Annotated in this window: 20 protein-coding genes; 11 read left to right on the forward strand and 9 right to left on the reverse strand. The window is 43.7% G+C overall.

Annotation, left to right across the window (positions count from 1 at the left end):
* Positions 1-12: 12 nt before the first annotated feature.
* The 3 genes from QW284_03115 to QW284_03125 all read right to left on the reverse strand — a co-directional run bounded on the left by QW284_03115 (position 13) and on the right by QW284_03125 (position 6828).
* A complete protein-coding gene (locus QW284_03115) occupies positions 13-1239 on the reverse strand; it encodes an FtsX-like permease family protein (protein ID MEM0338656.1) in 1227 nt (408 codons plus the stop codon).
* A 12-nt stretch (positions 1240-1251) separates the two neighbouring features.
* On the reverse strand, positions 1252-5967 hold the full coding sequence (locus QW284_03120) for a hypothetical protein (GenBank protein ID MEM0338657.1): 4716 nt from the start codon (positions 5965-5967) through the stop codon (positions 1252-1254).
* A 120-nt stretch (positions 5968-6087) separates the two neighbouring features.
* Positions 6088-6828, reverse strand: a complete 741-nt coding sequence (locus QW284_03125; protein MEM0338658.1) for an ABC transporter ATP-binding protein — start codon at positions 6826-6828, stop codon at positions 6088-6090.
* A 196-nt stretch (positions 6829-7024) separates the two neighbouring features.
* Here QW284_03125 and QW284_03130 point away from each other — a divergent pair, with 196 nt between their 5' ends.
* Positions 7025-7519, forward strand: coding sequence for a PadR family transcriptional regulator (locus QW284_03130; GenBank protein MEM0338659.1), 495 nt, complete (start codon positions 7025-7027; stop codon positions 7517-7519).
* A gap of 222 nt (positions 7520-7741) precedes the next feature.
* Here QW284_03130 and QW284_03135 read toward each other — a convergent pair whose 3' ends face one another.
* Together QW284_03135 and QW284_03140 are read right to left on the reverse strand one after the other, a co-directional pair.
* Positions 7742-8728, reverse strand: coding sequence for a hypothetical protein (locus tag QW284_03135; GenBank protein MEM0338660.1), 987 nt, complete (start codon positions 8726-8728; stop codon positions 7742-7744).
* Between the two features lie 73 nt (positions 8729-8801).
* Positions 8802-9368 carry a YfcE family phosphodiesterase gene (locus QW284_03140; GenBank protein MEM0338661.1) on the reverse strand — a complete coding sequence of 189 codons (567 nt, stop codon included), beginning with the start codon at positions 9366-9368 and terminating at the stop codon, positions 8802-8804.
* A gap of 142 nt (positions 9369-9510) precedes the next feature.
* Here QW284_03140 and QW284_03145 point away from each other — a divergent pair, with 142 nt between their 5' ends.
* Genes QW284_03145 through QW284_03155 form a run of 3 tightly spaced genes read left to right on the forward strand, consistent with a single transcriptional unit; the run spans position 9511 to position 11782 of the window.
* Complete coding sequence (locus QW284_03145; protein MEM0338662.1) at positions 9511-9993, forward strand: PadR family transcriptional regulator; 483 nt, start codon at positions 9511-9513, stop codon at positions 9991-9993.
* A 2-nt stretch (positions 9994-9995) separates the two neighbouring features.
* A complete protein-coding gene (locus QW284_03150; protein MEM0338663.1) occupies positions 9996-10988 on the forward strand; it encodes an ATP-binding cassette domain-containing protein in 993 nt (330 codons plus the stop codon).
* 5 nt (positions 10989-10993) lie between these two features.
* Positions 10994-11782, forward strand: a complete 789-nt coding sequence (locus tag QW284_03155; GenBank protein MEM0338664.1) for an ABC transporter permease — start codon at positions 10994-10996, stop codon at positions 11780-11782.
* Positions 11783-11808: 26 nt separating this feature from the next.
* Here the strand turns inward: QW284_03155 and QW284_03160 are convergent, their stop codons facing one another.
* The gene (locus QW284_03160; GenBank protein MEM0338665.1) at positions 11809-12408 is read right to left on the reverse strand and encodes a MarC family protein; all 600 of its coding nucleotides are present in this window, start codon (positions 12406-12408) and stop codon (positions 11809-11811) included.
* A 63-nt stretch (positions 12409-12471) separates the two neighbouring features.
* Between QW284_03160 and QW284_03165 the strand changes: the two genes are divergently transcribed.
* Both QW284_03165 and yjjX read left to right on the forward strand, forming a co-directional pair.
* Positions 12472-13335: a DMT family transporter gene (locus tag QW284_03165; GenBank protein MEM0338666.1), complete on the forward strand. Its 864-nt coding sequence runs from the start codon at positions 12472-12474 to the stop codon at positions 13333-13335.
* A gap of 218 nt (positions 13336-13553) precedes the next feature.
* Positions 13554-14087 carry an inosine/xanthosine triphosphatase gene (yjjX, locus tag QW284_03170; protein MEM0338667.1) on the forward strand — a complete coding sequence of 178 codons (534 nt, stop codon included), beginning with the start codon at positions 13554-13556 and terminating at the stop codon, positions 14085-14087.
* A gap of 121 nt (positions 14088-14208) precedes the next feature.
* On the opposite strand, the gene QW284_03175 is transcribed toward yjjX, so the two are convergent.
* A complete protein-coding gene (locus QW284_03175; protein MEM0338668.1) occupies positions 14209-16728 on the reverse strand; it encodes a S8 family serine peptidase in 2520 nt (839 codons plus the stop codon).
* Positions 16729-16869: 141 nt separating this feature from the next.
* Here QW284_03175 and QW284_03180 point away from each other — a divergent pair, with 141 nt between their 5' ends.
* From QW284_03180 to QW284_03190, 3 genes are all read left to right on the forward strand, one after another.
* On the forward strand, positions 16870-17535 hold the full coding sequence (locus tag QW284_03180; GenBank protein MEM0338669.1) for an HAD hydrolase-like protein: 666 nt from the start codon (positions 16870-16872) through the stop codon (positions 17533-17535).
* Positions 17504-18571, forward strand: coding sequence for an L-threonylcarbamoyladenylate synthase (locus tag QW284_03185; GenBank protein MEM0338670.1), 1068 nt, complete (start codon positions 17504-17506; stop codon positions 18569-18571). The genes QW284_03180 and QW284_03185 overlap by 32 nt, the downstream gene beginning before the upstream one ends.
* 179 nt (positions 18572-18750) lie before the next feature.
* Entirely contained in the window at positions 18751-19080 is a 330-nt protein-coding gene (locus QW284_03190) for a hypothetical protein (protein ID MEM0338671.1), read from the forward strand.
* Positions 19081-19103: 23 nt separating this feature from the next.
* Here the strand turns inward: QW284_03190 and QW284_03195 are convergent, their stop codons facing one another.
* Both QW284_03195 and QW284_03200 read right to left on the reverse strand, forming a co-directional pair.
* Entirely contained in the window at positions 19104-20150 is a 1047-nt protein-coding gene (locus tag QW284_03195) for a hypothetical protein (protein MEM0338672.1), read from the reverse strand.
* Positions 20151-20233: 83 nt separating this feature from the next.
* Complete coding sequence (locus tag QW284_03200) at positions 20234-20686, reverse strand: archaellin/type IV pilin N-terminal domain-containing protein (protein MEM0338673.1); 453 nt, start codon at positions 20684-20686, stop codon at positions 20234-20236.
* A gap of 125 nt (positions 20687-20811) precedes the next feature.
* Here QW284_03200 and QW284_03205 point away from each other — a divergent pair, with 125 nt between their 5' ends.
* The gene (locus QW284_03205; protein MEM0338674.1) at positions 20812-22422 is read left to right on the forward strand and encodes a type II/IV secretion system ATPase subunit; all 1611 of its coding nucleotides are present in this window, start codon (positions 20812-20814) and stop codon (positions 22420-22422) included.
* Between the two features lie 2 nt (positions 22423-22424).
* The gene (locus QW284_03210) at positions 22425-24269 is read left to right on the forward strand and encodes a type II secretion system F family protein (protein MEM0338675.1); all 1845 of its coding nucleotides are present in this window, start codon (positions 22425-22427) and stop codon (positions 24267-24269) included.
* The last annotated feature ends 55 nt before the right edge of the window (positions 24270-24324 follow it).

Genomic DNA, 24324 nt, shown 5'->3' on the forward strand with positions numbered 1-24324 from the left:
GATTCAAATTCTTCACTCATATCTTAGTGCAACAGCTGGGGGTATTTTAGCTGCTCTATAAGCAGGTAAAATCCCACCGCCGATGCCGACTAGAATTGTCAGCCCTAGTGTTCTTGCAATGTTGTAGGTGCTCACCTTTGGAGCTGCTTTAACGACCATTATCGCTTCTGCTGCAGCTCTTATCTCAAAACCTCTAGATGCTAGTGCGTGTGCTCCCATAACACCTAGTGAAATCCCTATTGCTGCTCCGATGAGGCTCATCACAATGCTTTCCATGAGGATCATTACAAGTACTTGGAGATCTGTGAAGCCGAGCGCCTTCAAAACGCCTATCTCCCTAGTTCTCTCGATGACAGATGTTATCATAGTTGATGCAACACCTGCCACAGCTACAGCGAATGCGGATAGGGATGCAGCAAAGGATATGAAGTTCATTGCACCGATAATAGAACTTGCTATGTTTGCTATGCTCTGAAACGATATTATCGATGCCGAGTTACCATATATTTGCTGTAGCTGCTTAATCAGTATTGGTACATACTCGCTTCTCTCAGCTAAAACAAATATGCCGCTCCACTCGTTCAGGCCGAGAACCTTCTGCCCTGCTGACAGAGGGAGGAATATTGTTGTGTCGGGGCTTAGAATGAATGCCCCTCCAAACTCTTTGAGAATAGCCGAAACCGATATTGAGGCTCTTTTAATCTCTGTTTTGCCACCGGAGGTCTTCAGATAGGTTATTGTAATGACATCTCCAATGTCATACACCTTGTTATTGTTGTCATCATAAGCTATTTTGTATCCTACAACAGCCTTTAGATAATCTGAATCAGATGGTATGCTACCCTCAGATACTTCCAGCCCCCTTATAGCTTCGAAGACTATATTAACTGGTATAGCGTAGACGAAAACAACCTTGGTTTGTGTACCAACCTTAACCTGTGCCTGTATTGAATAGAAGGGCTCTGCCCTCTCAACACCTGGCAAAGCTCTTATGGCATTCAAGTCGCTGTCACTAAATTTGTATCCCGACTCTGGAAAAAGAACTATTGCGTTTTGGCCAAGACCCTCAATCTGCGTAATCACATAGTCGGCATAGCCGTCTATAACACTAGATATCATGACTAGTGCTAGAGGGCCTATTGCAATGCCGATGATGGTTAGCGTGGCCCTCATCTTTCTCTCTGTAAGTGTTTTGAAGGCGAGTTTAAACACGTCGAAAACGAATTGTGTAACAGCCATGGAGAAAAACCCTTACCTGGACCCAATACCCTCTATAGCCTTTTCGATAGCTTTTGCATGTACCTTCATGTACCTGTAAAGGAGGTAACCTATGGCAACAAGAAATGCTGCGACAATTGCTATCACTATATAGTGGTTGTATATGGGTGTGGCCTGCTGTGGTGTTGTCGCAACCGTTTCTGTTGCTTGTATCAAGAGTGGAATAGTGTAGTTATCCACATTTATTCTGCCATAGTCATCTCTATAGATTATTTCGATTAGAACATTTCTCTTTGTAGAGCTCTTCGCCTCCATTTCTATTCTAAATGCTGATTGTGATGCTGGATCTACATCGCCTACCAGAGTCTCCCCGTAACTATCATCATACACAGCTCTAACAACAACGCTTCTAGCCGATGCAATCCCATAGTTTGCAACTGTTCCAGAGACCGCTAGAGTGTTTCCTGAGAGGGTTGCTTTAGCGTCTAAGAGGGCCATGTCTATGAATGGTTGTATCAATACTGCTATCGATGTGTTGAAGAATTGTGTGTTGCCGTAGACATCTCTGTAGAGTATCGATATAGAGAATGGCACGCTCATATACCTCAGATATGTTTGTGTCCCGCCACCAAGAGCAACAGAGACTGGGTTGTAGACAAGCTCGTAACTCACATTAACAATTTTCGATGGTGGCAACAAATCAATGTATTTAACAGCCTGCTGTGGTATCAACATAGAGGCGTATGGCACTAGATAAACATAGACGTTGTAGAGAGGTGCAGAGCCCGTATTCAAAATACCTATGTCTAGTATTGCAATACCCTTCGAAACTGTTACAGTGGTTGGAGCAAATACGTTGACTATCTTTGCAGATCCCAGTAGACTAATGCTTATCTGAAGTGGTATAGACCTGACATTGTTCCACTGATCAACAAAATCAAGCGATGCGTTAGCAACGAATGTTCCAGTCTTGTTTGTAGCTATGTTTAGCTTTATGTAGAAATACATTATGTCTCCATATCCGAATCCCTGCCCCTGGGCAGTAGGTGCTATAGTTTGCTGAATTAGAGACGCTATATACTGCTGAACAATTGGGTTGGCAGCTGAAGCTCCTTGGATCTGTTGAACAATGTTTATATTTGATGCTGGTACACAAGCTCTAGATGTGTTGGTATCTGATGATGTGAAGCCATATGGGAGATCAAGACAGAGGACAACCCCCCTCATCGAGGGGTTATAGTTGTTTCTTAGGCTAACCATTAGAACAGCTCCATACTCTGGTGGCTGGGGGGCTCTGCCAACCCATTGGGCGGACACCAAGCTTATGCTCTTACCCAAATCATTTACCTGTAGACTGACATTGTATCTCTCTACGACTTGGGTGTTTGGCGAGCCAGACTCGATAACGTATCTAGCTATCAGCACAGCATTGTATCTACCAGGTGAAATGTTGCCTACAGATATTTGGAGTGATACAGTAAACTGCTGTAGGCTATTAACAGGTCCTGCCACATAGGCTTTTGCTATAGAGCCATACTTAGTGTAGAATCCTCTTGGAAGATCTAGCTCAAGGTCCACGCCAGAGACTCTATATGGCCACCTGTTTGCAATTGTTATTACAAGTGTTGTATTCTCTGTATTTGGATACACAGGCCAGTTGTTGTTCCACGAAACATCGACTATATCTAAACCCCTTCCAGATGCTGGGACATCGATGGGTAGCGGTAATCTGAAGTAGTTAGAGTCATGTATGTTTGCACCGTAGTAAGCAAACGAGTAGTTGACGCTTACAGCAAAAAATGCAAAGCCACCTGCATTAACATTGGCTAGATCTGCATATAGCGTTACACTACACGATGTTCCTGGATCTAGGCGAGGAGAGCACATGTCAGAGTCCTTAACCATGGCAATACTATTATTCAGCGGTTTTGCATAAATGTATACACCTTCAATTGGGTAGTAGCCCCTATTGATTATAGATATTGTGAATGGTGTGTTTCTCTGCCCTATGAGGACTCTGATAGGTGTTTGCGTGCCCCAGTATGCCGAAACAATCTCTATTGCAGGTCTATAGTAGCTATATGGCGCTATCGCTATTGGCAAAACTATTCTCTCTCTAAACACAGATATTGTCTGCCCACTTCTAGTGGCGTAGACTAGCACCAGCGTTATATTTCTTGGTCCAGGAGACGCATTTTCTGCAACATCGACATTAAGGCTTATTGTGCATATACCGCCAGAGGCAACACCGTTTAGACAGGATCCACTCAAATCATTAAGCTTAAGCTCTTTGGGGAATATAGCCTCTGGTTTTATCCAAGCAACTTGATATGTCTTAGTATTTGCGATGTCTATAACCATCATCACTCCCCTCGCCGATGGCAGTATAGGTGCATATACATTGCCTATGCTAGTATGGAGAGCAACAACTCTGAATGTGCTTGTGTTTGCAATGGTGTTTACAGCAAATCTGTATTCTATGGATGCTCTATAGAAAGAGTTTCTACCGTTGCTTAATACAGCATAGATACTTAGCCTAACTGTAATATTGCTGTTATTGTCTATTTCGATGTCTCTGAAACTCAGCGAGTATACCGATCCATAACCAATTACATTGTTTACTGTCTCCCAAGAGAAGTTTCTGCCACTAAGAAACCTTGCGCCAGAGAGCTCAACTCTTACAACAACACTCTGTATAGCATCGATTGACAGAGACTGTAGAGTTGCATACAAAAAGGCGCCACTAGCCTCAGAACCCGTTGGTTGATTCTCCCAGCCGTAGTCAATCAAAGAAATGTTTAGTATGGGCTTGTATACTGGTAGAAGAATTGTGTAGAATTTGCTCGACCAGAAACTGCCTCCCCTAGACGATGTTGCAAGAAAATCTATTCTGAGAACAACTGGGTATAGACCATCAGCATCAGAAACAACATCTATTGGTCCGAGCTCCACATAGATGCTCTGGCCATAGCTATAAACGTTGTTTCCTAGAACAAGTACGGTGCTTCTATTACCATTTTCGAAGATCATTTCATTGGGTAGGTAAGCTGTTACCCTAACTCCCTCCACGCTGAACCCAGGTGAAGATACTTGGAGATATGCATAAGCATGCACGCCAACCGATGTTGTATAAGCTTTGTTTTCAACCCATCCACTCGATGTCAGATTGATTATATTTATCGATGGTTTTCCAAAGATCCTCACAGTTAATGTGTATACCGATGAAAAACTGTAGAAGGTGTTTGTACTCGGGTCGTAGGCAATGCCATTGATGGTTAGCTTTGCTGGGTAGTCTCCCCCTACAACATTTGTCTGTATTGATAGGCCTGAAAACGATAGTGTTGCTGTTGCACCGCTTTGAATAGTTATCCCCGATGCTGTTATCGTTGCTGGGTAGAGTCCTGGGGGTAGCTGAAGCGTTGCTGTAGCGCCCCTCACATTAACAACATCGTAGTTCTGCAAGACTATGTTTAGTGTAGCCCCTTCTGTACCCGGGTACACCTCGCCCGAGGCCCAATAAACATCTGTGATAACTAGATTTACCGATGGGGTCTGTGGCTTAACGTAGAATGTGTATATTTGGGTACTCCAAAACTCGGCCCCGTTGTTATCACCGAATATAACAAGCTTGGCAGAGATTGTCACTTGGCTTGTGCCACCCAGTATAATTGGCGGGCTGTAAATCGTTGCAATACCTCCATAGCCAAGAGTCTGCTGGAATATTGTTACAGCAGAGACTGTGTTGTTATAGAATGCTCCGCCACTCTGTATTGTGAAGTATGCTGTTATGCTTCTAATGTTTTTGAAGTCCTTGTTAACTATAGTCATATAGAATCTCGCTCCAATGGCATTCTGCACAGGCTTGGGCGTTTCAAGTCCATAGTCAACTATTTCTATAGATACCTGAGGGGCTTGGGACACCGTGACATAGAATGTTGTTGTGCCTTGCGCATAGTAAACAACGTTGTCGTCTGTGGACATAGTGGCGTTGAGTTTTAGTGTGACCGGGTACTGTGTGCTGGGGGATGCTACTGTATATACAGAGACCGGGCCTAGAGACACAGTTGCTGTCTGGTTCTTGCCAAGATTCGATATCTGGAATCTTATACTGCTTGGGGTAAAGGAGTCTTGTGGTAGTTGTGCAACTCCATTTGCCTGCACTATTGACGAGTTTCCACTGTTTCTAATTGTTATGTAGAGGTATACCCCCTGGCTACCAGGATATGCATCGGGGCTCCAATACCAGTCCACAACCCCTACACTGATCTGCGGATAAGGCGAAACATTTATTGCTATGCCGCCCAAAGTCTCTGAGTACATGGAGACACCAATCCTATAGTATATTGTGAGATTTGCTGGGTATGTCCCAGGGTTAACAGAGCTGTCAACATCGATGTGATACTCAAACACAACTATATCGCCAGGCTCGAGAATGCTATATGTCGAGCCGTTTGGCGTTTGGGGTGGTGAACAGCTGCTGTACCCCCTCGTACTTGAGAACCCTGGTGGTAGTGCTATACAGCCAGCCGATACATATGCTGTGGAAGAGCCGTTGTACAACACATTGACAGTTAGAACAGCGTTTCTACTCCCAGGGTAGATGGTTTTTGTGTTTGCAGAAGACTTGTAGCTAAAGCTGTTTAACAGAAAAAGTGTTTGTTGTGCGTTGGTAGTATAGACTATGAATGCCATTAGCTGGAGCGCCAACAGTGTTGTTATTGCATATGCAGCTACATGCCCACCTCTCATTGGAGATAGTCACCAACATATGCTATAGGCTGTGTCTGCAGACACAGCCAAGCAAGCTTTATAAGTATTTATGAATATTGGAAACAGCATCAATTATCTCTGTGGCGAGTCAAAGAAAGACTATTGAGTGTACAAGATACACTTGCTTGGATCTGGTGTCTGCACAGCAACTATCCTTCCATCTCTAATGATGTATATCTTCTGTGTGCAGTTTGCTATCTCCGGGTCATGTGTGATTATAGCTATTGTTGCTCCCATCTTGTTCAACTCTAGAAACGTTTTCATTACTGTTCTGGCGCTTGCCCTATCCAAGTTTCCTGTGGGCTCGTCAGCGAGAATAATCCTTGGGTTGGCCACAATAGCCCTTGCTATGGCAACCCTCTGCTGCTGGCCACCGGATAGTTGCAGAGGTTTTTTGGGAAGCCACGACACATCTCCACCAGCTTTGATTAGGGCCTCTCTAGCCATTTCAATCCTTTTTAATCGTGGTATTCCTCTTGGGATTAGAGGCATCTCAATATTCTCTAGCACCGTAAGCCTGTTTATCAAGTTGAAGAACTGGAAAACAAAGCCTATTTTATCGTTTCTTATCCTAGCTATCTCCCCGCTTCCAAGCCTCGAAACATCGATACCATCGATTATCACTCTACCGTTTGTCGGCTTGTCTAAGAGGCCTATCATATTGAGAAGCGTTGTTTTTCCCGATCCAGATGGGCCCATGATAGAAATTATCTCTCCCTCGAAAATCTTTAGAGAAACACCCCTAAGAGCATATGTCACAACATCGCCAAGTCTATAAACCTTTGTAACATTCTCAACAGCTATAATCTCTCTAGCCACAACACACACCCTGATATTCATTAGCCTAAACTCTCTAGACATGAAAACTTTTAAACGTTTTCCACAAAAGGCTGTATCGGCTCTCTCAGACACCTCGGAAGCCGAGGAGAATGAAGAGAGAAGCCGACGGGGTCGAATACCCCCATTCAAACTTCTCTACAAGTTTATATACCAATACCGAAAGAGCTCCGTCTAGAAGCAGGATATTGTGAACTTTATGAGCAGCAAAGACAAGTTCCTAGAAATAGAGTTTGTGTTGGTGAATGTCAGAGGCCTTTTCAAAGACCTTGTACTATATGCTCTAATGAAGCTTGGCAAAGCCCATGGATACGCAATAAAGAAGTTTCTATCCCAAACAATAAAGGTCTATGCCCCTAGCAGCGGGATTCTCTACCCAACCCTCCACGAGCTAGAAAAAGAGGGGATGCTAAAATCATTCATAGAAAAGAATAGAAAGGTCTACACACTCACAGAAGAAGGCAACAAATACATTAGTAGCAAAGCAGAAGAGATTGAAAAAACAATAAAGAAGCTAAACAGGGCAATAGAAATCGCATCATACATCGGACTAAAAAACATGTTCGAAATAATCAAAGAGCTCTGGAACCAAGACATAGAGCCACCCCAAGAAGCACTAGACAAAATAAAAACCAAAATAACAGAAATCATAGAAATACTAAATGAGGTACTGACAAAAAACCAAAAACAATAAAAACATACAAGCAATCCCACCACCCATCCCACAACCAACCAACAAATAAATAGATAAACAAACAGAACCCAATACATCAGAAACAATACTTCCATTACTATCGACACATTCAACTCCATTTTCTACTCCCTTATGGGAGTTTCGATTGGTGTGTGCAAGGGTGCTATAAAGAGCTTAGAATGATTTTATAGCAGGGTCTAGTCTTTGCTGGACTGTGGTTGGCTATCTGTAGCCTAGGGCTATGGTTAGTGTTGCTGATATTAGTGATGATAGTATGAATATTGTGTATAGTGCTGTGACAAGCTCTTTCTCGTTTAGTCCGTTTCTGGCGAAGCCTGTTACTAGTCTTACTAGTGTTATTGGTGCTGATGGGTCTTTTGATGCGTGTATGCAGCCTTTTTCGTCTACTTGTGTTGGTCTTTTTACGCTTTCTTTTTGTAGGAAGCCTTTAACTGATGCTATGTAGTAGAACCCGTTTATGAACATTGGTACTGATGCCATTATGTAGTATAGTTCTAGTCTGTATTTTGCTAGCATTAGGGGTATTGTTACGCCTAGTAGGAATGCGCCTGTGTTTCCATTGAATATTTTGGCTGGGTAAACATTGAATATGGCATATGCTAGTACTGTTGCTATGACTGTTAGTAGGGGGAGGCAAGACTCTATATCTGAGCCTGTCAGCAGCTTTGTTGCCAATGCAAATATGTGTGTTGATAGAACGAATATTGGTAGTGTGCCGTTGTGGGTGTCTATCATGTTTGCGCCGTTCTGGTAAACTGTGAATGCTGCTAGAAGTAGTAGTGGGTATAGAGTCGATATTCTTATGTAGCCTACGACGGGTATCCAAGGCCTTGGGTAATAGGCTTGTAGCAACAGTATTGGGATGGCTGGTGCAAAGCCAAGAACTATTTTCCACCTAGACTTGAGGTCTAGCAGATCATCTGCCAACCCAATTGCAAATGATATTAGAACAGATGATAGGAAAACCTCTAGGTAGGCAGAGTCCGTATAGCCATTGGCGAAGAGAAGCAGAAACCCTGTCACCAGACCAGCCAAAACACCGAAGCCACCTACACACGGTATCTTCGGCTTGCTAACCTTGTGAACATCTGTGCATAGAATTCCAAGCCTCCTCTCAACAAATATGGAGAAAACAGTTGCTAGTGCTGTGACCAGAGCTGTTGTAACTAGTATGTATGGCCATTCCATAGCAATCAGCTATATGGTGTTTTTGTTGCCTCAGAATAAAAAACTTGTTCATTAACTGTTGTATGGTTTGATACTATTGCGTTGGATAGATAGTGACCGTCTCCTCTCTTGTAACAATCCTCCCCTTCTCTATCTCATACAAGACTATCCTCGCCACCCAGTTCCTATAAAGCTCTATCTCTATAAACGATGGTTTGAAAGAGCCTCCACCACCACCCCACACACCAGTAATAGAACCGGGGTTTACATGCAGAACGCCAGAGTCGACTGTTATAAAAGGTGAGTGGGTATGACCTGAGACAAGTATTGATGCACCCACGCTCTTAGCAATCATGGTCAAGGCGCCTATATTGCCCCTTGGCCTAACCTGATCCCCGTGGACAACACCAATCTTTACCCCAAAAACATCAACTATCTCCTCCTCTGGAAGATCAAGATAATCCATGTTTCCCTGGACAACGTATGTCTTCTTCCCCAGGCTCTTTACATAGTCTAGCACATCCTGGTCAACAACATCACCAGCATGGATGACAACATCATATCTTCTATTCTTAAACAATTCCACAAACTCGTTTGGAAACCAATCAGCTCTCTCATGAATGTGGCTATCAGACATCACCAGTATCAGATATCTCTCCATCTCAATCGCCACAGCTAGTTGCTTCAGCATAGACTGCCTATGGATATGGCTTTAAATGTTTAGTTCGGCATATAATTCATTTTCAGTAGTAAAGTTTTTAAACTCTCTCCAGATATATCTGCAGATACATCTAGTGATATTGATGCTCAGACCATCGCAAAAGGAATTCGAATTCAACACAGTTCTCATAATACTCTATGCTCTCTCCAAGGGACCTGCTCATGGGTATGAGATTATGAGGAGGATTAAAGAGGAGTTCTATATGCACAAAAGCCCAGGTATTCTATACCCATCTCTGAAAAAGCTCGTCTCCATGGGCTATATAGAGGTTGCTGAACAGGGTACGAGGGGCAGGAAGCTTCTGAGGGTATACAGGCTTACTGAGGAGGGGGCAAAACTCCTCTCCAACAATATAAGCAGAGTTGAGCATATAAAGAGGTTTTCTAGGGGGATGAAGATTTTCGAGGATTGTGGTGGTCGCATGCTTCGGGAGTCTATCTTCAGGCTTGTGGAAGTTCTTCCAAATGCGAGTAAAGATGATTTGGAGCAGCTCAGCGTTATTGTAAGTGGTTTTGTGAGGGAATTGGATGGGTTGAGGAATAGGATCATATCTAGGGGTGCGTAGGCATGGAGTTTGATATAGTTGTTGAAAATCTTGTTAAGAGGTATGGACCTGTCGAGGCTGTTAGGGGGATAAGCTTCCAGGTTAGAAAGGGTGAGATATTCGGGTTTCTAGGGCCGAATGGAGCTGGGAAGACAACCACAATACACATTCTAGCAACCCTACTCAAACCAACGTCTGGAAAAGCTCTTGTAGCTGGCTATGATGTTGTTTCAGAGCCTGACAGGGTTAGAAAGAATATTGGCATTGTTTTCCAAGATCCATCTCTAGACGATAATCTTACTGGCTACGAAAATCTGTACATACATGGAAGGCTCTATGGATTGAATGGACAGGGTCTGAGAGAGAGGATTGAGGAGGCGCTGAAGTTTGTTGAGCTATGGGATTTCAGGGACAGGCTTGTGAGAAACTACTCTGGTGGTATGAGGAGGAGACTAGAGATAGCTAGGGCAATGCTACACACACCTAGAATACTATTCCTAGACGAGCCAACCATAGGCCTTGACCCACAGACAAGGGTTCATATATGGGACTATATAAGGAAGCTTAACAAAGAATATGGAACAACAATTTTCCTAACAACGCATTATATGGAGGAGGCTGAGATGCTTTGCAGTAGAATAGCCATTATAGACCATGGAAAGATAATTGCCTTGGGAACAGCAGAAGAGCTCAAATCGATGGTGGGCTCGGACATAGTCTATGTAAAGCTTGCCAAGCCAGATCCAGATATATGCTCAAAGCTATCGATAGCAGGTGTAGATAGCTGCAAAGTTGTTGAGGGCGGCATGGTGGCTCTACAAGTTAAGAAGGCGTCTGAGGCCATACCAGCAATTCTACTCCACCTAGATAGACTCGAGATTAGGGTTGCAGAAGTTAGCTATAGAAGACCATCTCTAAATGATGTATTCATACACTTGACTGGCAGGGAGATAAGAGATAGTGAAGGTAGCTTTATCGAAGTTGCTAGAATGAGGCATAGGGCGAGGATGAGGTGATGAAAATGTTAGAGTCCATATACATAATGGCCTATAGACAGATAAAGAGATTTATTAGAGCAAGGTCTAGAATAGCTGGCACAATAATAAATAACATTCTCTGGCTACTCTTCTTTGGGCTCGGCTGGGCATTCACACTAAGGGGGCAGCAATTCCAGGTGCTTTTCAAGGGGCTCGACTATCTAGCGTTTCTACTGCCAGCCACTTTCGCAACGTCAATATTCCAGGCAAGCTTCATGGGCGGGATCTCAGTTATTTGGGACAAACAGTTTGGCTTCCTGAAAGAGGTTCTTGTAGCCCCAGCCCCAAGATCTCTAACAATTCTTGGAAGAGCATTGGGAGACTCCATAGTCTCTCTGTTGAATGGCTTGATAATGCTTGCAATGGGCTTTGCACTAACATCCAAGTTGAACCCAGCTGGGCTTCCAATGACCCTTGCAATAGGGTTTATAATGGCAGTTGGGTTCACGTCAATGGGAATAGCAATAGCCTCTACCATGAGGAGTCCCGAGGGCTTTCAGCTTATTGTAGGAACAATAACAATGCCTATGACCCTGCTGAGCGGATCTATGTTCCCACTGAACATGACCCCAGAGTGGATGCAGATACTGGCCCTCATATCCCCGCTGACATATGCTGTTGATCTCTGCAGATACTTCTTGTCTGGAGTGTCATTCCTGAACATGGTATATCCTTGGCTAACCCAAGAAGTTGAGATGCTGTTGCTTGTGGTAACATCTCTAGTCTTGATGGTCATAGCTATGAGAATGTTTGAAAAAACCACAATAGAGTGAACACCATGAAGCCCCTGGCAATGTTTTTAACCCAGCGATTTTATGTATTCGCTTATTCCTGATATAACCATTTCAACAGCGAATGAGGCTATAATTATCGACATAAACCTCCCCAGCCCGTGTATGAAGGTTGTTCCAGCCAGCCTAGCGATCTCCCTTGCCACTCTAAGCACTATATATGTTATTACAAATGCTATGTATGATGCTATCAAAGTGTTTAAAATTCCGTAGAGCTTCGCAGACGTTATTAGAAGTGTCATGGTCCCTGGCCCAACGATGAGCGGCGTTGCTATCGGCACTATGATGTATGTTCCAACATCTATCTTCTCAGGTTTGTGCCCAGTTAGGAGAGTGTCTATAGCTGTTGCCATCAGTATTATCCCTGCAGCCATTTTGAATGCCGGTATACTTATGCCAAATAGCGATAGTATGTAACCGCCTACAACAGCAAAAATGTTTAGTAGAATGAATATCGCTAGAGCAGCCTTGTCAATGAGTTTCTTGCTCTCATCCTGAGGCAATGTCGATATCACGTCTAGAAGTGTTGGGATAGCGGCTAGGGGATCCATTATAGCAAATAGCTGGATAGACAGCATAGCTATTGTTGATGGCTCCACCACAGCCATGGCTAAAAGCCTTTTATATTGAGAACTTGGGATAACAAACCTAAAAATGTTTGGGTTTCATGCATGAACAGGGCAATCCATGTTGCACTATTTGTTGTTGCATCAATCAGCATAGGCTCTGCATCCATACTTGTTAGACTTTCAAATGCATCGCCAATTGCCTGCGCCTTTTGGAGGCTTGTAATAGCGGCTATAGTACTTGCCCTTATACCAACCAGCGAAAAAATGCCTCGGCCTATACCACATAAGCATTTTCTCAACACCTTCATAGCGGGCTTTGCTCTCGCATCACACTTTGCTTTATGGATGGACTCTCTATTCAGAGTCTCTGTAGCGGTTAGCACAACAATTGTTGTCCTATATCCAGTACACCTAGCAATTATAGAGTTTTTGAAAGGTGAGAAGCCAACCCATTTAGAGGTTATAGGTATTGCCACAAGCTTTCTGAGTGTTGTTCTACTCGCTGCATATACACAGCATAGCCCTGCAAAAAACAGTCTCGTAGGGGTTGTAGAATCGTTTGCAGCATCTATAGCAGCCGCCGTGTACTTCTACATAGGGAGGGTCTCAAGAAAATACATGGGGATTAGAGAATACTCTGTAGCAACATATGCTACAGCATCTATAATAGCACTTACATATAGCTTCATCGCCAAGGACGACGTTTTATCATATCTACAAAGATCTTGGGTATGGCTACTAGCCCTAGCCATAATCCCGATGATAGGTGGGCACACAACAATGAACTACCTTCTAAAGTTCTACAAAAGCTCGACGGTAACATCAATAGCCTTGGCAGAGCCAGCAATCGCAACAACACTAGCAACAATAATTCTAAAAGAGCCTTTAGAGCCCATATACGTGATATCCCTAGCGCTTGCAACAGCAGGGACTGCAACTGTTTTAAAAGTTGGGGGAAATGTATAATAAAGCAAACCACACATCATTAAGCTATATAACATATGATATGGCATTTCATGCCTTGGATGGATGAACAACCAATATGTGTAACGAGCTAAGAATTCCCAGGGATTTGCCTTTTAGTAACATGCAAACCTAATTTCTATACCATGTTTTGTGAGTAGAAAGACTTATTGTGTTGATCAGCACAATCTTATTAACGCACAGTATTTGCGGTGGTTTGGATGGTCGTTGTTTGTATTGGTAGTAGAAACCCATCTAAGGTTGAGGGTATTAAGAGGGCTTTTCAAGCTTTCTTCAAAGAAGTTGATATTGTGAGTTGTGCTGTTGAGACTGGGCTTTCGCCACAGCCAATAGGTATAGATGTTATTATGGAGGGTGCTAGGATAAGAGGTGAAAAAGCATTGAAATGCTTCAGTAGCTGTGACTATGGTGTTGGCGTTGAAGCGGGTTTTATAAGACTTGGTGAAAGCTTTTACGATGTGCAGATAGCATATGTAGTTGATAGAGATGGTCGAGGTTCTTATGGGCTATCCCCAGCTTTTCCAATACCAAGGAGATTCGTTGAATTGATAATGAAAGGTGTTTTCAGAGAGCTTGAAGAGGTTGTTGATTACCATTATGGAACTAGGGATATAGGGGAGAAGGGAGGATTTATAAAGCTACTAACAAGAGGTGTTGTTCTTAGAGAGGATCTGGTCTACTACTCAGTCATAACAGCGCTAATACCATTCATAAACAGGGATATATACACCTAACAGCATATTATTTGCGAACCACAACAATGTTGCCTCATAACACTTGGCTATCCTTCTCGCATAACCTAGTCTTTCTTATTTCAATACAATCTATGTTTTCCCTGATGTTTGCCGGTATTCTCTACTTGCGCCTCTTTATAGCTACTGTTATAGCTAATGCGATAGCTGTGAAAGCTAGTGCCATGCTCACTATGAGCCCTTTTGATATTGTGTCCACTTTGCTGCTCATGTCCTTGTAGTAGCTATGTACTGTTTGGTTCAATGCACTTATATTGTTCATAGCCTCTTCTAAACCGCTCTCAGTATTTCTTATCTCTGTTGCTATGCTATTCAATCTGTTCTCTATGCCTGTTTCAATAGCTGTTATGTTTCTGGCTATGCTGTTAACCATTTTTGTTATCTCCTCTTCTGGTTTTTGCGGCAGTATAGAAAGTGTTGTTGTGTATGGCACCACCGTGTCATTTACCCTGATATATATTGTTGCAATTGCCTCTGCAGAAATGAATATTGTCTTTGGTATTGGCTCTATCCACACCCTATACACATTGTTGTATGGTTTTGAAATGTTAACTATCCTTATATCTATTGAGTTGCTTGGCTTTGCAACTATCTCAACTCTATCTATAGATATGTCTATCGGTGCTGATATCTCTATGTAGCTCTCCTCCCCAGCAATGTAATAGCTTTTCGTTTTTATTAGAAGGGGTAGGAGTGTATACAGTCTACGCACCTCGACAGTAGTGTTATTGACTATGTATGTTCTATTCACAACCTCTACCTCTTTAGCTGCAACAGGTTTTGATATGTATAGTGGCTGGCTAAGGACTATGCTCGGATTTGTGTAGTCATACAATGTGATGTTATACCAATTGCCTCTCTCAACATAGGGTACCACCAGACTTGCGTATATCCAGCCCCTCAGACTAGCTATGTCTAGACAAGCTATGTTATCGCCGATGCGTATCGCTACCAGATCCCCTATACCAACACCAGCAACAACAATATCTAGAACAGCTCCGCTAGAGATATTTGCACCGATGTTCTTGGTTGGTAGATAGAGAGCGGGGTTTACATAGATAAGTATTTTGCCGTAGTAGACATTGTTTCCCTCAACACCGGCAACAATAACCTCATTTCCCTCAACATGTGTTGGTGGAACAATAAATTCTATTGTCTTCCCCGGTGTATAAAGTCCCCTATAAACCTCTGCACCTGCCACATAAACAGACAGTTGAGTCGCTCCATAAAGTCCAGAGACCCTGGCCATAACCCTTGATAGTGGTGCAGCTTCATATGGGTATACATCAATCTTTAGGCTGGAGATCTGGTATCCAAGAGCCTTTGCAACAGCTTTAAACATGTTTACAAGCCCCTTTCCAGAGCCAGAGGTGTTTATCGGGTCTGTAGACGATGTTACTATGTTATACACTTGCATCACAAGTTGCGAACCTCTAAACCCCTTTGAGTAGAGAATGCTGCTTACAATACCCGCTACCCCAGCTACTATAGGTGTTGAGGCGCTTGTCCCACTGCCTATGGCTATTAGCCCCCCTGGGAAAGCCCCTGGAACATCAGTGCCAGGTGCAACAACATCTGGCTTCTCATAGGTCTTTGGATATCCTCCTCCAAATGGCCACTGGCTTGGAGGCTCTGGCCACTCAACATATTCATAGCTACTAAACCATGTTGTTTCATCATTGAAGTCTGTTGCGCCAACACCTATAACCCCCCATATGTTTCCAGGGTTAGAGGAGGTATATGGCCCCTCATTTCCTATGGCCGCCACGGCCACAATTCCATTCTCAATCAGTTTTTCTATAGCTGGCAGGAAAACATTTGAGTAGTTTCCAGGGGATCCAAAGCTCATGGAAACAACATTTACCCTACCAACATTCAGCTGTCTCCCCCTACAGTCATATGGCTTGACAACCCAGTCAAGACCTGCCAAAACCTGTGCATCTGTCCCACTCCCAGCTGGCAAGACAAGAGCTGATATTATCCTTGCCTTTGGCACTACACCAAAAACATATCTCCCACCATCGCCACCAGCAGCTATGCTGGCAACCCATGTCCCATGCCCATATGTATCATGTGGACTTGAGCAAACAGGTCTACCCTTTCTGTCGAACTCTATCCAACCAACAAGCTTATCAGCCAGCAGTGGATGTGTGGGGTCTATGCCTGTATCTAGAATAGCTATTGTGACATTGTACCCCATAGTGTTGAAGAATCTCCATGCAGTGTCTGCCCCCACCCTCGATACAGCCCATGACCATGCAGAGGATATGTTCCCGAAGCCCGTTTGTCCCTGGTAAACCCTTTTTACATCGCCAACAACCCTCAGACTTGAAAGGGATATGTGTATAGATATATTTGAATTGGGGTAAAGCGTAAAGCCAGCGTCTCGAAGAGTCTCGACAGAGCCCTGGCTACAAAGAGCTAGGGCCGCACCAATATTCCAGAAAACGTTTTCCACAAGACATTGCATGGATATCTGCGATAGTTCAGATGCATCCATAAAATATATTATGTATTCACCTGCGTGGCTCAGTGAGCTTGCCTTAGCAATTTCAATGGCAAAATCATTGACAATGACTATCAGTACCATAGATAAGAGTATGATGGAGAGGGTTTTCTCCATTGCATCACCTTTGCAAATACTAGTGAGGTTGCAACAAATATTTTTTCATGGGGTATTGTACATAAGTCTTCTCAACAATCTCCAAATCAGCTTATTAGATACTCCAATATTTTGATGTTTTGTTGTGTATGGTGTGCATCATTGGGTGTTGAGGCAATCGTATTTGATGTTGATGGAACGCTGGCGCTGCTACCAGTAGACTGGGGGGTTGTGATGAATGCTATTAGGAGGGAGTCATGCCATGCAAATAGTTTTCTAGGCTTTGTGAACAAGTGCCATGGTACAGAATCTTTTTGGAGAATACACAATTTTGTTAGTGAACTTGAGTTGAGGGCTGTTGAAAACCTTATTGTGCTTGACAACTCCCCTAGTATAGTGTCTGAGCTTTGCAAGTCCTATGTGCTAGGCTTTGTAACTATGCAGGGTAGGGTGGCTGGGATGCAGGTGCTTAGAAGGCTTGGAATTAGCGATTGTGCTAAAACGTTTGTATCTAGGGAGGATGCTAGGAATAGAATTGAGCAGATAGCAGTTGCTGTCAAAGCTCTTAGTGTTTCGCCATCGAGAGCGCTTTTCATAGGGGATAAGGTGCTAGATGCTTTGGCGGCTTACCTCAATGGATTGAAGGCAATTGTAATCCTTAGAAACGCTAGAGACTTCAGGATAAGCGATACTGATTATCTCGACGAGGATCTCGAGGTTCTTGGAATACCGATTGCAAAAAGCCTTTTAGATGCCATAGAGATTGCCTCTACATTGGGCTGGGTGAGCATAGCCAGTGTTAACAAGGGTTTATCGAATAGCCGTTGACAATATAGATGAGAATGCCGTTAGAGAGTGCTGCGAGATTATTTTGAGGGGGGGTATAGTGGTATTCCCAACAGAGACTGTTTATGGGCTTGGGGCCTCGGCATCCAATGGAGAGGCTGTTAAAAGGGTATTCATAGCCAAGAACAGGCCAATGGACAACCCACTAATTGTGCACATATCCAATAAGAAGCAGCTTTACGAGGTTGCTGAGGAGGTTCCAGAGAAGATTGCTAGGGCAATAGATGTTCTGTGGCCAGGGCCATTCACAGTCCTCCTAAGGAAAGGCCCTAGGGTAGCCCAGGAGGTGACAGCAAACCTTCCAACAGTTGCTGTTAGAATGCCTGCTCACCCAGTTGCTCTGAGACTCATAAGCTGTGCAGGGCCTATAGCAGCTCCAAGTGCAAATATATCTGGCAGGCCAAGCCCCACAACAGGTTTCCATGCAATGGTTGACATGTTTGGAAGGGTAGACGCTATAATAGATTCTGGGGAAACACTCTACGGAGTGGAGTCAACAATAGTTGACGCCACATCAAAGCCTATGAAGCTTCTAAGACCCGGTGCAATGCCTGTAGAGAAGATAGTTGAGGTTCTTGGAGAGGAGATCATCATATCCCCAGAGGCCAGGGGCTACATGGAGAGCGAAAAGGCTCTTGCACCCGGTATGAAATATAGGCACTACTCCCCAGAGACACCACTAATCCTGGTTGAGTATAGAGGGGATGCCGAGGAGATGGTTGAGGAGGTTATCAGGCTTGCTGAAGAGGCTAGGAGAACAGGTAAAAAGGTTGCGATAATAGCATCGTCTGAGACAATCCATAGATACAAGGGATTTGCAGACGAGATACTAACTTATGGCTCGAGAAAAAACGTTTTCGAGATTGCTAGAAACCTGTTTAGGATTCTGAGGGAGCTTGACAGAGAGGGTGTCGATATAGCAATTGTTGAAGGTGTTGAGGAGAAGGGGCTTGGACTAGCAGTTATGAATAGACTTAGAAAAGCCTCAGCAAGAACAGCAAAAGATGGTCATAGTTAAAATAAAGCTTATATATTCCTAGCTATGAGTTATAGGTGTGTAGTTGTTTCAAGTTTAAAAACTGTTGGGGTGGGAGCAACGTCTGGAGGCTTAAAAACTTTTCTCATATTCTATGAACCTCCTCCGCATCTTTCAACTTATATATTATGGCCTTCTAAGAATATTGAGTGTGTCTAGCTATGGATAGAGCTGAAATAGCCTTGATCATTAGGAGGAATATGCAGAGTAAGATGCCGGGATTCTACGAGATTATGGAGATAAACTGCAGGAGGCTCTATGGCAGGAGCTGCATAGATCTTTTTCTCGATGAGCCTGGGAAGCTCAGAGATGTTCTACTAGGTAGGTACAGCAGCGATGCAACGTCTGTTTACTTTGTTGTTAAGTACCTTTTTCTTAGACCCCTGCTTGTTGAGAGGAATAGGCTTGATCTTGAGGAGGAGCTCGCCACAAGCTTTCTTAGCGACCCGGAGAGGTTTAAAAGGGTCTTGGCCTCGATACTGTATAGCTAGTCTTCTCCCCAAACAAGGCTCTTCTATGATCTGATAATCCTTCTGAATATGGATGGCGACGGGTTCAAAGCCAATATTCTCCACCCCCAGTCAACATCTGTTGCAATGGTGTTGGCTACTATATAAACCCTTTCAGAATCCATTGCAGGCTTCCCCTGCCCAACAAATGTTATCTCCGCACCTCTAACAAGCCCAGCACTATCAACTAATTTGAGGCTCTTATCCAGTACATGAAAGTTTTTATCTGATACAACACCAACGTATCTTCCAATAGGCTTCGAATCGCTTGGAGATGCAACTATTTGCGCCCCCGAAACAGCTTTTGTTAGCGATGCCGCTTCACCATTCCTATCTATCTTAGCTACACCACCTCTGCCAACCGCATAGACAAAGCCTTGCGACCCAACAGCCAACCCAGTTACAGAGCCGTGAACATCTGGTCTGACAACCCTTGATAATGAGAGGTCTCTAGATAGCATCTCTATTCTCCACCTCCTAAAACCATCAGCCTCATCAAAACCGCCAACAACAACGCCCTTCGTCATAGGGTTGTAGACAACAGAATAGGCAGCGGCATTCCTCTCCATGGGGCTCGATGTGTAGAACCCAATATGGGAGAGATCATCAGCAGACAAAGCCTCTACATGAATAGCATACCCCCTTTCACCAACAAACTCAACACCGCCAACAAAAACAACATCCCCATCACTATCAACAGAATATGGTATGAACCTAGAACTTTCAAAATCTCTTCTAGCAACAACACTAAGATTCTTATCAAACACAACCAAACTCCAAAACCTATCAGTAGCACCAACAACCACAACACCACCCCTAACAACAGCACACGAAAAAAGAGATGCAAAGCCATAAACACGGTCATCAACCCACACACCAGTAGAAGACCCATCAGAAACACGCCTAGACTCAACCCTATACCTCTGCCTCCCAAAACCACCAACCTCATCAAAACCAACAACAAAGAGAATATCCCCAAAAACACAACACGAATAAGCACCATCCCTATAGCCACTCGGATTACTTGAAACAGACCAGACAACACCAACCATACAAAACACCAGAAAAAATATAGCACAACAAAATAAAAACTTAATTATTTTTGTCGCCATCTCACAAAACTGTTCAACGGCCGCTAACTACTAGTTGCTTGAACAGCTATTGGATAAACATTCCCAGCTGCTGTATAGATCCTAGCTTGGTAGGTCAAACCAGCCACTAAACCACTACAGGAAGAACTCGCGAATTTTATGGTGCAACTTTGTCCCGGATTCACTGTTGCTTTACCACCATTAACACAGTCCCCTGGTGCAGGTGTAAGTGTATGTTGGGTGGTGCCTGCTAATAATGTTGCCTGGGTTATGGTGGCTGTTGCAGAGCCTTTGTTATATACTTGCACTATAAGTGTGCAGCCGGTATCGCTGGTATTTAGAGTGAGTGGTGTTACCTGTAGCATTTCTGTTGATCCTGCTGCTACTCCCCACCACCCCATTATCCAGCCTATTACGCCTATTGCTATTACTATGGTTACTGCTACTAGGATTACTACTGCTATTATTGGCTCTATGCCTTTTGATAGTTTACTCATTTAACCACCGTCTATAATATTTTTGTTCGAGTATATAAAGTTTCTGGTTTATCTTATTTTGTTTGTCTTATTTCATTTGAATATATAAACTGGTGCATAGTTTAGTTGTTGTGTGGCTGTCTGTTATGGTTTTCTCTGGTTTTGGTAGGCTTTTCAAGTTTGGTAGGAGGAGGGAGGCTAAGCCTGCTGAGGCTGTTGAGGGTGGTGGGGGTGTTGAGAGGGTTTCGGGGGTTGTGCACAAGCTCTATAGTGCTAGCAGGGGTTTTAGAGTTGTTGAGGAGTATCCTATTAGAGAGCCTTTTGCCTATATCCGTATTGTTGAGGAGGAGGATACTGGCAGGCTATTCTACGAGGTCTACGAGGTTTCCCTTACTGAGGAGGAGGCAAGGATTTTCAACGATCTTAAAGAGCATGTTATGTGGGAGATTAAACCAGTTTCTATGATGGATGTTGACGCCTCTAAAGTGCTTCTCAAAACTGCTAGAAAGGTTTTGAGGGAGTTCCAGATAAGATTCACAAAGACCCCCACATTCTCTTGGAGCAAGATAGAGTACTATGTTGAGAGGGATTTGATTGGGTTTGGCGTTCTAGACCCTATCTTCAGGGACAGGTTTGTTGAGGATATTTCTTGTAATGGTGTTGGCAAACCTGTCTATGTTTGGCATAGGAAGTACGAGTCTCTCCCAACAAACATTATATTCAATAGCGAGAACGAGCTAGATGAGTATGTTCTTAAGCTTGCACACATGGCTGGGAAGCACATATCTGTTGCATACCCAGTTCTAGACGCGATTCTGCCAGGCGGGCACAGGCTTGCCGCTACATTCAGGGAGGAGGTTTCTACAAGGGGCTCAACATTCACTATTAGAAAGTTTAGCGAGTCTCCAATAACAATAGCCGATATGATTAGCTTCAAAACGATATCGCCTGATATAGCAGCCTATTTCTGGCTTGCAATGGACTACAAAATGACTACACTGATTCTGGGGGTTACCGGAGCTGGCAAGACAAGCACCTTAAATGCTTTGGCAACTCTGCTTAGACCAACATACAAGATTGTTACTATTGAGGACACACCAGAGATTAGGATCCCCCACGAGAACTGGGTTCAGCTGGTCTCCAGACCATCCTATGTTGGTAGCGGTGTTGGAGAGATATCCCTGTTCCACCTGGTCAAGCTATCTCTTAGATATAGACCAGATGTTATAGTGGTTGGCGAGGTCAGGGGCGAGGAGGCATACGTTCTCTTCCAGGCAATTGCAACTGGGCACAGCGGCATGACAACGCTCCACGCTGAAAGCATTGATGCTGCTGTCAAGAGATTGACCTCACCACCAATGAACATACCACCGTCATACATACCGCTAGTAAACATCGCCATGGTCATCAGAAGGGTTCAGATAGCCGATGAGAAGGGTAGGCTCAGACCCGCTAGGAGAATAACCAATGTCTGGGAGGTTATAGACTATGAGAACTATCAGGAGATTGCGAGGTGGAACCCAGCTGAAGACGCGTTCTCAATCGATTTGAAGAGCAGTATTGTGCTGAGAAAAATAGCTGAGCTGTCTGGAAAGCCTATGGATAGTCTTATGCAGGAGGTTGAGAGGAGAAAAGCTGTTCTAGAGTGGCTGGTCAAGACAGGTAGAACTGATTACAGATCAGTTGCATCAACTATACACAGGTACTATATGAATCCAGAATCTGTTTTTAAGAGCATCGAATACAAGGTTGCTTGATTATGAATGCCTTAGCCAAGATTAAGAAATTTGTGAAAAGAGAGAAGAGAGAGGCTAAGCCTGAGAAGCCCTCTGAGAAGCCAGCAACAAAACCAGCTAAGAAGGTAAAGCCACCGACATTTGGAGAGGTTTTCACAGCTTTTTCGCTTGCATTTTTCGAGGGCATTGGCAAAAGGGCTGTAAGAGCATTTGAGCTTGATAGAGCTATTTTGAGGGCTGGTCTCAGCACACATCCAGTCAAATACGCATCAATTATTATTGCAGCAACTCTTCTCGCAGCCATATTCTCGATTGCAACAGTTGTTGCTACAGCGATTTTCATCTCTCCACCTATAGTCACAATGGTCATACTGTCACTAGCTCTTGGCATAGCACCAATAATTGTTTTTTCCATTGGTCTTGGATACCCATCTTTAAAAGCCTCTCTTAGAAGGAATAGTGTTGAGAACGAGCTGCCATTCTTCATGGCCTACGCCAGCAGCATGGCTATTAGTGGTCAGAGCCTTGAGAGAGTTATTGAGAGAGCCGCTAATCTAAGGGTTTTCAGGGCTATTAGGGAAGAGGCTAGGAGGATAATGACAAGGATGAGGATGTTTGGAGAAGACCCTGTGACAGCGCTAAGCAATGTTGCTATGGAGCATCCGAGCTCAAGATTCAGAGACATAATGCTTGGCTATGCAACAGCTGTTAGAACTGGTGGTGATGTGGTTCACTATCTAGAGATTAGAACTAGAGAGCTTTTCGAGGCTAGAACAAATGAAATTAGAAACATTTTGAATAGGCTTGCATCATTCCTAGAGATATACACAATATTTGGTGTGATAATATCCATAACACTCTTCGTCTTCTTCGCTGTCCAAGGTGCAATGACAGCAGCTCAGCAAATGAGACAGGGGGTAGCAATATCATTTGATATCACAACCCCAATGCTCTACAACTTCGTTGCCTTGCCATCACTGGGATTCGCAATAATGTTTGCAATACATTTGAATCAGCCCAAAAACCCTGTAAGCTATAACCTGGCCTATGCAGTGCTACTAACATTCTTACCGGTATCAGTCGCGGTATTCATCCTTGTGTTAATTGTATCTGGAGGTCTTGGAGTGTTTTCGGGCTCTATAGGCTTGAACGAAGTGAGAGCGTTAATAATATCAACAACGGCAGCCCTTTTAACAATCTCTATACCAACGTGGATAAAGTATCGAAGTATTGTGAGGGGGCATAAAGGGCTTGTTAAGGCGACAGCTGATTTCTTGAGGGATTTGAGTGAGGCTAGGAAGACTGGTCTAAGCCCAGAGAAATGTATTGTTATGCTTTCTCAGAGAAGCTATAGAAACCTTACACCAGTTGTTACTAGAGCAGCTGCCGCTCTCTCGATTGGGTATAGTCTTGAAAATGCTCTTAGAAGGGCTTTGAGGGGGGTTAGAGAGTGGTTCACTATAGCCAGTTTCAGGTTCTTAGCAGACTCCATTGTTTTTGGCGGTGGATCCCCAGATGTTATAGACACCTTAGCTAGGTTTACACAGAGCTTGAGTGAGCTTGAGGAGGAGACTAGGAGGAGGATGAGATCGCAGGTCATCCTCCCATACTTTGGAGCTGTTATGCTAACCACAATGCCTGTGATAATACTGTATATGCTTCTAAAACTGGCAAACATATCAATTGCATCAGCAGCCCCGCTAATACTTGTAATGTTGCTTGGGGCAATACTCAACTCCTTTATAATGGGTCTCATAGCTGGAAAGGCATCCGAGGCAACTCTGGCGGCAGGATTCAAGCATGCCACAATACTTGTCCTAGTATCTGCAATATCATCTCTAGCAACATTGATATACCTAGCCACATAAGCTATGGGTGGATAAACAGTTGTAAAATTGAAAAGAGTTCATCTCAAATTGATAT

Source organism: Ignisphaera sp. (genome assembly GCA_038735125.1).
Taxonomy (GTDB): Archaea; Thermoproteota; Thermoprotei_A; order Sulfolobales; family Ignisphaeraceae; genus Ignisphaera.